Here is a 12,833-nt window from a genome sequence, read left to right as displayed (position 1 = left end):
GAACCTATGGACGAACGATTGTTGTCACAATCCCACCAACAGTATGAAGACTCTGAAGAGTGGAGCCTGCGTCCGCAACGGTTCGAGCAGTATATCGGACAAGAGAAGGCGAAAGGGAACTTATCCGTCTTTATCCAAGCGGCAAAAATGCGAAGCGAGACGCTCGACCACGTCCTCCTTTACGGGCCACCTGGTCTAGGGAAGACGACGCTCGCGCAAATTATCGCCAACGAGATGGGTGTCGGCATCAAGACGACAGCCGGTCCCGCCATCGAACGCCCAGGTGACTTAGCAGCGATCCTGTCGACGCTCGAGCCGGGGGACGTCCTGTTTATTGACGAGATCCATCGGCTCAGCCGGACGATTGAAGAGATCCTGTATCCGGCGATGGAAGACTACTGCCTTGATATCGTCTACGGACAAGGCGAGATGGCGCGCAGCGTCCGCATCGACTTGCCACCGTTCACGCTCGTCGGCGCGACGACACGGGCCGGCATGTTGTCGGCCCCGCTCCGTGACCGTTTCGGGGTGACGCTCAAGCTCGAGTATTACGAAGCGCACGAACTCGCGGCCATCGTCAGCCGGACGGCCCAACTGTTCCGTCTGTCGATCTCACCGGAAGCGAGCGGCGCGATCGCCAAACGCGCGCGCGGGACGCCACGGATCGCCAACCGGCTGTTGCGTCGTGTCCGTGACTTCGCGCAAGTGGAAGGGACGAAAGAAATCGACCCAGCCATGGCATCGAGTGCGCTCGATCGCCTGCACGTCGACGCCCTCGGGCTCGACGAGGTCGATCATCGGCTCTTGCGGGCCATGGTCGAACGGTTCGGCGGCGGTCCGGTCGGGCTCGAGACGCTCGCCGCGACAATCGGTGAAGACGCCCAGACGATCGAGGACGTCTACGAACCATACTTGTTACAACAAGGCTTCCTCCAGCGGACACCGCGAGGACGCATGATCACACAATACGCTAAGACGCATTTTGGATACGAAGAGGGGTAAATGATGCAAGATATTCAATTGAACGTAAACGACTATGATTTTGACTTGCCAGAAGAACTGATCGCCCAAGTCCCGCTCCTTGATCGGACGAGCTCACGTTTGCTCGTCCTCGACCGGGACACAGGTGACATCGAGCACCGCCACTTCCGTGACGTGCTCGACTATTTACAAGCAGGCGACGCGCTCGTCGTCAACGATTCACGTGTCTTGCCGGCCCGTCTGTTCGGGGCGAAGCAAGAGACGGGCGGCAAAGTCGAGCTGCTGCTCTTGAAGCAGACCGAAGATGACGTCTGGGAAGCGCTCGTCAAACCGGCGAAGAAAGTCCGCGTCGGCGCCATCGTCGAATTCGGGAACGGATTGCTCCGGGCCGAATGCGTCGAAGAGCTCCCGGAAGGCGGACGCCGCTTCAAGTTCGAGTATGACGGGATCTTCTATGAGATTTTAGACGAGCTCGGCACGATGCCGCTCCCGCCTTACATCCGCGAACAGCTTGACGATCAAGACCGCTACCAGACCGTCTACGCCCGCGAACGCGGCAGTGCGGCCGCACCGACGGCAGGTCTTCATTTCACAGAAGAATTGCTCGAGGCCGCCCAGGCGAAAGGGGTCAACTTGATCCCGCTCACGCTTCACGTCGGGCTCGGGACGTTCCGCCCGGTCACGGCCGATACGATCGAAGAGCATACGATGCATAGCGAGTACTTTGAACTGTCCGAGCAATCGGCACGGGCGCTCCGTGACGTCCGCGCGAGCGGAGGCCGCGTCTTCGCGGTCGGGACGACGTCGACACGGACGCTCGAGACGATCATGCGCGATCACGGGGATTTCGTCGAGTCATCGGGCTGGACGGACATCTTTATTTACCCGGGCGTCGAGTTGAAGGCGATCGATGGACTGATCACGAACTTCCATCTGCCGAAGTCAACGCTCGTCATGCTCGTCTCGGCGTTCGCGTCACGCGACATCATCTTACACGCCTACCGGACCGCGGTGGAAAACGAATACCGCTTCTTCAGCTTTGGAGACGCGATGCTCATTACGAGGAAGGAAGAAAACAAATGACCAAACATGCAGTCACATACGAACACATCCACACGTGTAAACAATCAGGAGCGCGGCACGGGATCGTCCATACGCCGCACGGCTCGTTCGAGACGCCTGTCTTCATGCCGGTCGGCACGCAGGCGAGCGTCAAGACGATGGCACCTGAACAAGTGAAAGCGATGGGTGCGAACATCATCTTATCGAACACGTACCACCTATGGATTCGTCCCGGACACGAGGTCGTCAAGCAAGCGGGCGGACTTCACAAGTTCATGAACTGGGACGGCGCGATCTTGACGGACTCAGGCGGCTTCCAAGTGTTCTCACTCGCTGACCTGCGTAACATTCAAGAAGAAGGCGTCCATTTCCGTAACCATTTGAACGGGGACAAGTTGTTCTTGTCACCAGAGAAGGCGATGGAAATCCAAAACGCGCTCGGTGCGGACATTATGATGGCGTTCGATGAGTGCCCGCCGTTCCCGGCGACGCATGAATACATGAAGAAGTCAGTCGAGCGGACAAGCCGTTGGGCCGAACGTTGCCTCGCGGCGCACGAACGTCCGGAGGACCAGGCGCTGTTCGGCATCATCCAAGGTGGCGAGTACGAAGACCTTCGCCGTCAGAGCGCCGAAGACCTCGTCTCACTCGATTTCCCGGGTTATGCGGTCGGCGGTTTGTCGGTCGGCGAACCGAAAGACGTCATGTATCGGGCGCTTGAGTTCACGACACCGTTCATGCCGGAAGATAAGCCGCGCTACTTGATGGGCGTCGGATCACCGGATGCGTTGATCGAAGGTTCGATTCGCGGGATCGACATGTTCGACTGCGTCTTGCCGACACGGATCGCCCGTAACGGCACGCTCATGACGTCTAAAGGTCGCGTGACGATCAAACACGCGAAACATAAGACGGACTTTGGCCCAATCGATGAGAAGTGCGATTGCTATACGTGTAAGAACTATTCACGGGCATACGTGCACCATTTGATCCGTGCCGATGAGATGTTCGGTCTCCACCTTTGCTCGACGCATAACCTTCATTTCCTCGTGAATTTGATGGAACAAGTCCGTCAAGCGATCCGCGAAGACCGTCTGCTCGATTTCAAAGAAGAGTACTTCGAAGAATATGGATATAACAAACCGAACGCCAAGAATTTCTAATTCTCTGACAGCGATTATGTGACAACGAATCGGTTTCACGGTATAATGAACCTGATATTGAAGGAAAGGGTGAATTCTACAAATGGAAACTCTCGTAGCACTATTACCGATGATCCTTATTTTCGTCGTGTTCTACTTCTTGTTGATCCGTCCACAGACGAAGCGACAAAAGCAAGTACAAACGATGCAAAATGCGCTTGAGCGTGGCGATCATGTCGTGACGATTGGCGGCCTTCACGGTGTCGTCCATCAGATCGAAGACACAGAAGTCACATTGAAATGCGACCAAGCACTTCTCAAGTTCAATCGCAGTGCGATTGCTGAAGTGACGAAAAAAGGAAACTCTTCATTCGCTGAGTAAGCAAATGACGCCTGACCAGTATATGGTCAGGCGTTTTTTCGTGCGGGTAATAGGCGAGGAATGATACGACGAGCTCCTTCTTGCCCGCCGTAAATGGCACGAGCGAACGGGCCGACGATCAAGTCGGCGTAAGCGCCAGTCATGTAGAAGTTGTCTGTCCAAGCGAGTGAGGCATCGAGTACCGGTGTGCCGCATGGGGTGAGCGGTAAGTCGAGCTGCTCCATGAGCGGCCGTAAAAACGTCTCTTTCGGATGGAGCGGGCGGATCCCCGTGCAGCAAACGATCTCGTCAGACGGCAACGCAATCCCGTCGACGAATAACTGGTCACCGTCACGGACCGCTTCTCCAATGATGTGTCGGATTTCACCAAGTTGCACGAGCCGCTTCACTTTTAAGACGAGGTCGTTCGGGGACGTCCCAGGCTTTCGTTCTTGTTTGACGAAGTCACGTTTCTCAATCCAATTTTCTTCCAACTGATGAAAAGCGCGTAACCCCTTTGGACCCATGAAACTGCGGTCGGCGTCGAACTGGCTCACCTCGAGCGGGCGCTTCGTGACGAGCGTGACGTCATGGCCTTTACTATGACGCGATACCGTATAATGTAACGCCGTGATCCCGCCGCCGACGACGGTAACGTTCGATTGTTCCGGTTGATCGTTAACTGAAAAGACGTGTCGGCATGTCGGGATGTCCGCAAAGCCCGGTAGATGCATCGAGCTCGATTGACCGGTCGAAACGATGACTGTCTCGGCGGTAATCCGTCGAGTCGATGTCGTCACTTCGTAGACGTTGCCGGACCGTTTAATCGAGGAGACGGGTTGATTGCCTAAAAAACGAGAACGAAGATTAAAGTCCGCAATCACTTGATCACAGTGATCGTTGAACAACGCTAAAGACGGTCGGCCGAACGTATCCTTGAAATGATAAGAGCCATAGTCGTTCGCCGCCGCGAACTGTTTCAACGCGTATGGATTAGACGATATATGATGGACGCGCGTCGAGCGCAAATGTGACATTTCAATATGAGCGGTTTGGGACTTCCAGTTCTTGAGTAGTTGATCGTGAGCGTCAATTAGCAGAAGCTCTTCTAACGCACCGCCTTGTTCTAAATAAGATACAGCGAGGGTCATACCGTGAACGCCGGCGCCGATGATTAATACCCGTGTTGACAGATCAGTCATGCTTCCACCTCTTAAATAGTAATAGTTACGATTTGTATCATAGAGTAAATGTCTGCTTTTTGTCAAACTTCATCAATCCGTCGAATCATCGACCTCATTTCCAAAAATCAAATTGATTAGTGAAAACGTTTGCATTAATGTCAAGTTGAGAAGAAATTGGAAATGAGGAAACGGACATGGACGTTAAACGATTATTACAACCAATCAAAAATTGGCAAGGTTGGGCTCGCGTCAAACAAACGAAAGGCCGTTCATCGATGCGACGGAAGATGGCGATCGCGCTCGTGCCGACAATCATTGCCTTGCTCCTCGTCGGTGCGCTCGGTTCTTATCAATTGCAAAAGGCCACTGCTGAGTACGATCGGGTGTTGAACGAAGGTCTCCGTGACATGTTGATCGCCGAAGATTTGGCGTTGACCGTCACTGATGCCGAGCGCTACTTGAATTATTATTTACTCGTCTCGAACCCGAAGACGCTGATCAGTTTAGAAGCGTCGCAACAAAAGCGCGACGAATTGATGGATGCACTTAAAAAGTCTTCATCTGACGACAAAGTGCTCAGCTGGCTTGGGGATCTAGAGAAGTTTAATCAACTGCTCGACACCGAGATGGCACGTGCCATCGAACTGCGCCAACAACAAGATGAGATCGGGTACAAGACGGTACTCAACACGAGCGTGACCCCGACGACCGATCGGGTCCGGATGACGGTTACCGATCTCGTCGCCCATCAAGCGGAAATGTTGGACGAAGAGACGGCAGCGGTACAAGCAAACGCCGGCACCTCGATCGTCTGGATGATCATCATCAGTATCATCGGTGTCGCCATCGGGCTGTTGTCGCTCTATGCGCTCCAGAAACTGTTCTTAACACCGATCAACCGTCTCGTCCGTGAAGCACGAGTCGTCGCGGAAGGGGATTTGACCGGGGAAGACATCGTCGTCAAATCGAATGATGAGCTTGGTGATCTCGTGACGGCCTTTAACGAGATGAAACGCAACCTCGTCGGGTTGATCCGCCAGGTCGGCGCGGCCTCGGATAAAGTGACGGCGTATTCGGAAGAGCTATACGCGAGCACGGACCACGTCGCGACGACGACCCAAGGCGTGGCTGGACTGTTCGAAGACATGAATATCGCGGCCCAAGTGTCGGCCAAGCGCGCCGAGGAAGGGACGTCTGGCGTCAATCAGGCCGTCACCGGCTTGAATCAAATCGCTGCCGCCTCCCAAGGTGTGAATGAACAGACGATTCATACACTTGAGGCTGCGAGCGGCGGACTTGAGACGATTCAGTTGGCCGAGAGTCAGATGCAAGAAATTCAACGGGCCAACGATCTGACCCAACAGATGGTCGAACGTCTTTCGAACCAATCGCTTGAGATTGAAAAGATTACCCGGTCGATCACGGCCATCACCGAACAGACGAACTTGCTCGCTTTGAACGCCGCCATCGAGGCAGCGCGGGCCGGCGAGCATGGAAAAGGATTCGCGGTCGTCGCCGCCGAAGTCCGAAAACTCGCCGAAGAGTCGAAACAATCGGCTAAGAAGATTCAAGCGGTCGTCGTCGATATCCAACGGGACACGAAACAAGTTGAGGCGGCGTTTGACGTGACGAGCGGGCATGTGACGAACGGCGTCGCCCAAATGGGTGAAGTCGCCGGGGCGTTCCGTGAAATCGTATCGGTCATTCAAGAGACATCGCGTCAGATGAGTGAAATTGCCGCAGCGACAGAGGAAGTCAGTGCGAATACGACCGAAGTCGCGGTCTCGGTCGAGGACATGTCGACGAACGCGGTCTCGACGCAACGCAGTGTCGAAGAAGCGGGGGCGAACGTGGAAGAACAGCTCGCCGCGATTCAAGAAATCAATGGCATCGCCGAGACGATGAGCCATATGTCGGTCGAGTTGAAAGATCTCGTCCACTTGTTCAAGACTTCTACACCGCATTGAAAAGGGGTTTAAGTGTGGACAATACGAGCAATTTAATCGGGATATTAGTAGACAAGACAGCAAGTGATGCAGAAAGAGACGATGCTGCTATCGATTTGGGTTTTATTTCAAACAACGAAGCAGTAGAGATTGCATTGTTGACCGTCGCAAATGATGAAGGCACGGATGAGATGATTCGAGCAAGTTGTGGAGAATCTTTAGCACAAATTTGGATTGAAAATAATGTATTAAACCTTAAAAACATTTCATTGCTGACAGGAATCGCTTTTTTTGAAGCGCTAGAAATTTTTAAGAAGAAAAACTCTGAATGATGAGTAGAGAACAAAATCATCTTAAGTGAACTACTATCTATGAAATGAAAAGAGGTCATTGAGACGGATAATCCGTTTCAACGACCTCTTTATTGATAGGTGCATAGATTGACACATGTCTTCGTTACATTAAAAGAACGAGGCTCGCTGCCATGACCATCATTCCGGCGACCATGCCGTAAATCGAGTGATGGGCCCGGCCGTATTCACGGGCGGCTGGTAACAGTTCGTCGAGCGAGATGAATACCATGATCCCACCGACTGATGCGAACAACAAACCGAAGATCGTATCGTTCAAGAATGGCATCAAAATCAAGAAGCCGACGATGGCACCGACCGGTTCCGCTAGACCTGACAGGAACGAGAGTTTTAACGCTTTCTTCCGCGAGCCGGTCGCGTAGTAAATCGGCACCGACACGGCAATCCCTTCCGGAATATTGTGCAAGGCGATGGCAATCGCGATGGCGATACCGACGGCCGGATCATCGAGCGCGGAGATGAACGTGGCCAGTCCTTCAGGGAAGTTATGAATCGTGATGGCGAGCGCCATGAACAGACCCATTTTGTGAAGCCGTTGCTTCGTCTCCTGATTTAGCGGAGCGGGCTCATCCTTAGTTGCGGTCGTGGCCAGTTCTTGAGACGATGGGTCGTTTTGCATCGTCTCGACGAACTTGACTTCATGCGGGTTTTCAGGGGAAGGGATCAACTTATCGATTAACGCGATCAGGAGCATCCCTCCAAAAAATGCGAGCACGGTATAAATTGTGCCGGCCTTTTCCCCGTGGGCACCGACGAGTTCGACAAGCGCTTTCGGGAAGATCTCAATGAACGAGACGTAAATCATGACCCCAGCCGAGAAGCCGAGCGAGATTGACAGAAAGGCTGTGTTCGTCCGCTTCGCGAAGAAGGCAATCATGCTTCCGATCCCGGTCGCGAGCCCAGCGAATAGTGTCAACAAAAAGGCGAAAACAATTGTACTATCCATTGTAGAGGACTCCTTTGTAAACGTAATATATTTTCGATAATCATAGCATAACGTAAGTTTTGCCCTAATGCAACTTTTAGTCGTTCGGGCAAAAAAGCCAGAAAATCTCGAGGTTGGTGTTACAATTTTAGGAAAATGATTGATAAATGTTTAGAATATTTGTAATGTTAACGGGAGAAGTTTTATATAGAACACGTATCTAGAAAGGAAATAGCCGTATGTACAAAAAAGGGAATATCGCGATTTTTGCGGTCATCATGATCACGACGATCTTGCTCGCCGTGTTCACGACGCCATGGGTCGTCAAGAACACGAACCTTGGACTCGACTTAAAAGGCGGGTTTGAAGTGCTGTACGAAGTCCAGCCACTCGAGGACGGCGACGTCATCGACCAATCGGCGATGAATGCAACCGTTCGCGCTATCAACAACCGTGTCAACGTCTTAGGTGTCTCTGAACCGGATATCCGGATCGAAGACGAGAATCGCATCCGCGTCCAACTCGCGGGCGTATCGAACCAGAACGATGCGCGGGAAGTGCTGTCGTCGACAGCGCAGCTCACGTTCCGTGACATCGATGACAACGTCTTGCTCGATGGGAAAGACCTCGCACCGCGAGGCGCTGCTATCAGTTATGACCAACAAGGGAACCCGGTCGTCGAGTTGACGCTTCAGTCAGCGGAACAGTTCGGCGAAGTGACGTCGCAAATCGCAGAGCGTCCAGCCCCAGAGAACCGTCTCGTCATCTGGTTAGACTTTGAAGAAGGCGATTCATATGAAGAAGAGATTCAAAAAGAGAACTCGAAGATCGTCTCAGATGCTTCGGTCAACGGACCAATTCTATCTGACAAAGCGATCATTTCGGGCGGCGATATCGATGCTGAAAGCGGACAACGCTTAGCCGACATTTTGAACGCCGGCGCGCTTCCAGTCAAGCTTGAAGAGATTTACTCGACGTCAGTATCAGCCCAGTTCGGACAAGACGCGCTCGATAAGACTGTCTTCGCTTCGCTCATCGGGATTGCAGCTGTCTTATTGTTCATGCTGTTCTTCTATCGTTTACCTGGACTCGTCTCGATCATCACGCTCATCTTGTATATCAATTTGATCATGTTGTTCTTCAACGGCATCAACGCTGTCTTGACGCTGCCAGGGATTGCCGCTCTCGTCCTCGGGGTCGGGATGGCAGTTGACGCGAACATCATCACGGCCGAGCGGATTAAAGACGAGCTTCGTTCAGGCAAGTCGGTACTGTCGGCGTTCCGCGCCGGTAACCGCCGTTCGCTCAGTACGATCATCGATGCCAACTTGACGACGCTCATCTCAGCCGCTGTGTTGTTCTACTTTGGGACAAGCTCGGTCCGAGGGTTCGCCATCATGCTCATGATCTCAATTGCGATGACGTTCATCTCGAACGTCTTCATCTCACGTTATTTGATGCACCTCCTCGTCGCTAGTCGCTTGTTCGACAAACGTAAAGGTTGGTTTGGTGTGAAGGAGAGTGAAATCCGTGAACTTTAAGCTCACTGAATTAAACTATGTGAAACATATGCGCACGCTGTTCATCATCTCGTGTGCCGTCGTTATCATCGGTCTCGGTATTTTGTTCTTCCGAGGGTTAAACCTTGGAATCGACTTCGCGTCAGGGACGCGTGTCGAAGTGCAGACCGGGTCACAAGTGTCACAACAAGAACTTGAAGCCGCCTTTACAGAAGCGGGCGTCGACGAGTCGATTTCTTCGATTCAGTACGCCGATGGCGGGTCGCTCGCGAACGTGACGTTCGTCGGTCAGCTCGGCCAGGATGAAGTCGCTTCAGTCAAGACTGTATTCACGGAAACGTTTGGAAGTGATCCGAATATTAGTACCGTTTCAGCCGAAGTCGGCCGCGACATCGCCCGTAACGCCATCTATGCGGTCGCCCTCGCGTCGCTCGGGATCATTCTCTACATCACGTTCCGGTTCCAATTCTCATATGCGGTCGCGACCGTCGTCGCGATGCTACACGATGCGTTCTTCATGATCGTCGCGTTCTCGATTTTTGGGATCGAAGTCAACTTGTACTTCGTCGCCGCGATCTTGACGATCATCGGGTACTCAGTCAACGATACGATCGTCACGTTCGACCGGTTGCGCGAGAATATTCAAGCGTACGAAAAAGAGCGGAAGATCAAGTCGATGGACGTCTACCGCGACATCGTCAACACGTCGATTCAAGAGACGATCGTCCGTTCGGTCAACACGGTCATCACCGTGCTCGTGACGGCGCTCGCTTTGTACATCTTCGGAGCCGAGTCGATTCGCGGCTTCGCGGTCGCGCTTCTCATCGGACTTGTCATGGGGATGTACTCATCGATCTTCATCGCGTCATACCTCTGGCTCATGCTCAAAAAATTAACAATCAATAAAAAGAAACAAGCCACACCCGCCCCTGAGGCGTGATGAGAAGGTCTTCCGATTCGTTCGGAGGACCTTTTTCATATGTCAAGACGGCAAAACACGTCCCCGTTCTGATATAATCAACAGTTGATTGGAGTGAAGGATATGTATCATGCAAAGAAACGGTGGGTGTATCCGGAGACGGATGCGGCCGCGATCGAACAACTACAGACAGAACTAAATATATCGGAACAACTCGCGACGTTGCTCACGCAACGGGGCCATCGAGAGCCTGACGCAGCGAAGGCGTTCCTCCAGATCGAGGACGAACTCGAGTTCCACGACCCGAACTTGTTCGAGCAGATGCCGAAAGTCGTCGAGCGCTTGAAGCGAGCGGCTGACGAAGGCGAGATGGTGCTCATCTACGGGGATTACGACGTCGATGGGGTCAGTGCCTCGGCTGTCATGTGGCATGCGTTGACTGAGATCGGGGTCATGGCCGAGTGCTATATCCCGAACCGGTTCACGGAAGGATACGGGCCGAACAAAGAAGCGTTCAGTTGGGCGGCAAGTGAAGGGTTCACGCTCGTCATCACGGTCGACTGCGGGATCTCGGGGATCGAAGAAGCGGCGCTGTTGAAAGAACTGAACGTCGACTTGATCATCACCGACCACCACGAGCCAAAAGCGACGCTACCTGACGCGTTTGCAATCATTCATCCACACATCGATCCGTCGTATCCATACGACAAGCTCGCCGGAGCCGGAGTCGCCCTTAAAGTGGCACACGCCGTGCTCGGTCGGATGCCTGACGAGCTGCTCGACTTGGCTGTCCTCGGGACGATCGCCGATCTCGTACCGCTCGACGGAGAAAACCGTCTGCTCGCGAAGCTTGGTCTCAAGGCGCTCGATGAATCGAAGCGGCCCGGGATTTTAGCGCTGCGCGAAGTGTGTGCCTTGACGGACAGCACGCTCAACGAAGAGTCGGTCGGGTTCGCGTTCGGTCCCCGCATCAATGCGGCCGGACGACTTGACTCGGCGATGCCAGCCCTCCAGATGCTGCTCGCCGAAAGTGTCGAAGAAGCACTCGTCTTAGCGAATCAACTCGATAAACAAAACAAAGAGCGTCAAGACATCGTCAAGACGATCGCAAAAGAAGCGACCGAACTCGTCGAAGCATCGATGACGGACGACCGTGTCCTCGTCGTCGCGAGCGAACGTTGGAATCCGGGTGTCGTCGGAATCGTCGCCTCACGTCTCGTCGAGGCGTACTATCGACCGGTCATCCTGCTCTGCCACGATCCGAAGACGGGGAAAGCTAAGGGTTCGGGCCGCTCGATCGATGGTTTTGACTTATTTAAAGAGCTTTCTAAAAACGAAGATATTCTCCCGCACTTCGGGGGACACCCGGCAGCGGCCGGGATGACGCTCATGTCAGAGAATGTGGCGGAGCTGAGACGACGCTTGAACGAGCAAGCGGAATCGATTCCGGACGAGACGTTCGTCGCCCGCGTGAACGTCGATTTGAAGCTCGACGTCAGTGACGTATCGCTCGACTTGATCGCAGAGATCGGCAAGCTCGCCCCGTTTGGGATGGGCAACCCGTCACCGCGCGTCGTCGTCGCGGACGCGAAACTGCGCGATATCCGTCAAATCGGGCGCGACAACACGCATCTTAAAGTTCAGCTTGCTGGAGACAAGCGCGAACTCGACGGCATCGGCTTCGGGTTCGGTCACGTCGTCTCGGAAATCTCGAAGATGGCACTCGTTTCGGTCATGGGGAGTCTCCAAGTGAACGAATGGAACGGGATGCGCAAGCCGCAACTCATGATTCAAGACATCCGTGTCGATGGGTTCCAAGTGTTCGATTATCGAGGCAAGAAAAACTCGATTGATGAATTGAGACAGCTTCCGAGTGACGCGACATCGTACGTGTCGTTCAGAGGCGAGTCGAACGAGTTTTCACTCCACGATTTCAAAACGCCGGTCAAACGGTTCGTCGTCTTGCTCGATTTACCGGACGACGAGACGGCGCTGTCCGACCTGCTCAACGAAGATGTCGAGCGCGTCTATTGCGCGTTCGGCCAAGCGGGTAATTCGTTTTTCGAGAAATTGCCGAGCCGGGAAGATTTCCGAACGTATTACGTCCATATGGCCACGTGCGAACGGAAACACCTGCGTGAAAACTTGATTCGTTTGTCAATCGAACGAAAATGGACAAAAAATACGATTCAATTTATGCATCAAGTATTCTCTGAACTCGAATTTCTTGTTACAATGGAAGACGGACTGCCTGGAGTGAATCCAGAAGCACCGAAACGTGATTTGACCGAAGCGCCTTGTTACAAACGTCGCGTCGGACGAGAACAACTCGAAGAACGTTTCGTCTATGCGTCGTTGGCAGAGCTGAAAGAGCGGTTACAATCATTGCGATCGAACAAGATGCAGGAGGCTTACACATAAA

General features: G+C 53.3%; 11 protein-coding genes. 9 read left to right on the top strand and 2 right to left on the bottom strand.

Going from position 1 to position 12,833, the window contains the following annotated elements; all coding sequences use genetic code 11:
• Positions 1-6 precede the first annotated feature (6 nt).
• The 4 genes from ruvB (at position 7) to yajC (ending at position 3,567) form a co-directional block, all read left to right on the top strand.
• Complete coding sequence (gene ruvB / locus BJU60_RS04590) at positions 7-1,002, top strand: Holliday junction branch migration DNA helicase RuvB (protein ID WP_070327679.1); 996 nt, start codon at positions 7-9, stop codon at positions 1,000-1,002.
• A gap of 18 nt (positions 1,003-1,020) precedes the next feature.
• Entirely contained in the window at positions 1,021-2,064 is a 1,044-nt protein-coding gene (gene queA, locus BJU60_RS04585) for a tRNA preQ1(34) S-adenosylmethionine ribosyltransferase-isomerase QueA (RefSeq protein WP_083274023.1), read from the top strand.
• Entirely contained in the window at positions 2,061-3,206 is a 1,146-nt protein-coding gene (gene tgt, locus BJU60_RS04580; protein WP_070327677.1) for a tRNA guanosine(34) transglycosylase Tgt, read from the top strand. Before queA ends, tgt begins: the two co-directional genes overlap by 4 nt.
• An 82-nt stretch (positions 3,207-3,288) precedes the next feature.
• Positions 3,289-3,567 (top strand): preprotein translocase subunit YajC, encoded by a 279-nt coding sequence (yajC, locus tag BJU60_RS04575; protein ID WP_070327676.1) that lies wholly within the window; start codon positions 3,289-3,291, stop codon positions 3,565-3,567.
• A gap of 26 nt (positions 3,568-3,593) precedes the next feature.
• On the opposite strand, the gene BJU60_RS04570 is transcribed toward yajC, so the two are convergent.
• Positions 3,594-4,748: an FAD-dependent oxidoreductase gene (locus BJU60_RS04570; RefSeq protein ID WP_070327675.1), complete on the bottom strand. Its 1,155-nt coding sequence runs from the start codon at positions 4,746-4,748 to the stop codon at positions 3,594-3,596.
• A gap of 176 nt (positions 4,749-4,924) precedes the next feature.
• On the opposite strand from BJU60_RS04570, the gene BJU60_RS04565 reads away from it, so the two are divergent.
• Both BJU60_RS04565 and BJU60_RS04560 read left to right on the top strand, forming a co-directional pair.
• Positions 4,925-6,697, top strand: a complete 1,773-nt coding sequence (locus BJU60_RS04565; RefSeq protein WP_070327674.1) for a methyl-accepting chemotaxis protein — start codon at positions 4,925-4,927, stop codon at positions 6,695-6,697.
• 14 nt (positions 6,698-6,711) lie between these two features.
• Positions 6,712-7,008 (top strand): hypothetical protein, encoded by a 297-nt coding sequence (locus BJU60_RS04560; protein WP_070327673.1) that lies wholly within the window; start codon positions 6,712-6,714, stop codon positions 7,006-7,008.
• Between the two features lie 124 nt (positions 7,009-7,132).
• On the opposite strand, the gene zupT is transcribed toward BJU60_RS04560, so the two are convergent.
• Positions 7,133-7,993, bottom strand: coding sequence for a zinc transporter ZupT (gene zupT / locus BJU60_RS04555; protein WP_070327672.1), 861 nt, complete (start codon positions 7,991-7,993; stop codon positions 7,133-7,135).
• Positions 7,994-8,211: 218 nt separating this feature from the next.
• Here zupT and secD point away from each other — a divergent pair, with 218 nt between their 5' ends.
• The 3 genes from secD (at position 8,212) to recJ (ending at position 12,832) form a co-directional block, all read left to right on the top strand.
• Positions 8,212-9,513 (top strand): protein translocase subunit SecD, encoded by a 1,302-nt coding sequence (secD, locus tag BJU60_RS14970; RefSeq protein ID WP_083273982.1) that lies wholly within the window; start codon positions 8,212-8,214, stop codon positions 9,511-9,513.
• A complete protein-coding gene (gene secF, locus BJU60_RS14965) occupies positions 9,503-10,432 on the top strand; it encodes a protein translocase subunit SecF (protein WP_083273981.1) in 930 nt (309 codons plus the stop codon). The genes secD and secF overlap by 11 nt, the downstream gene beginning before the upstream one ends.
• Before the next feature lie 102 nt (positions 10,433-10,534).
• A complete protein-coding gene (gene recJ, locus BJU60_RS04545) occupies positions 10,535-12,832 on the top strand; it encodes a single-stranded-DNA-specific exonuclease RecJ (protein WP_070327671.1) in 2,298 nt (765 codons plus the stop codon).
• Position 12,833: the final 1 nt, after the last annotated feature.

The sequence above is a fragment of the Exiguobacterium aurantiacum genome, assembly GCF_001766415.1.
Lineage (GTDB): Bacteria > Bacillota > Bacilli > Exiguobacteriales > Exiguobacteriaceae > Exiguobacterium > Exiguobacterium aurantiacum_A.
The sequence above is the reverse complement of the archived record's forward strand: the minus strand, read 5'-3'. Positions and strand labels throughout refer to the sequence as shown.

Excerpts from the sequence above, each read along its gene's own strand:
- yajC (WP_070327676.1), top strand. The coding sequence starts at position 3,289 with ATGGAAACTCTCGTAGCACTATTACCGATGATCCTTATTTTCGTCGTG.
- secD (WP_083273982.1), top strand. The coding sequence starts at position 8,212 with ATGTACAAAAAAGGGAATATCGCGATTTTTGCGGTCATCATGATCACG.
- BJU60_RS04570 (WP_070327675.1), bottom strand. The coding sequence starts at position 4,748 with ATGACTGATCTGTCAACACGGGTATTAATCATCGGCGCCGGCGTTCAC.
- recJ (WP_070327671.1), top strand. The coding sequence starts at position 10,535 with ATGTATCATGCAAAGAAACGGTGGGTGTATCCGGAGACGGATGCGGCC.
- BJU60_RS04565 (WP_070327674.1), top strand. The coding sequence starts at position 4,925 with ATGGACGTTAAACGATTATTACAACCAATCAAAAATTGGCAAGGTTGG.
- tgt (WP_070327677.1), top strand. The coding sequence starts at position 2,061 with ATGACCAAACATGCAGTCACATACGAACACATCCACACGTGTAAACAA.
- zupT (WP_070327672.1), bottom strand. The coding sequence starts at position 7,993 with ATGGATAGTACAATTGTTTTCGCCTTTTTGTTGACACTATTCGCTGGG.
- ruvB (WP_070327679.1), top strand. The coding sequence starts at position 7 with ATGGACGAACGATTGTTGTCACAATCCCACCAACAGTATGAAGACTCT.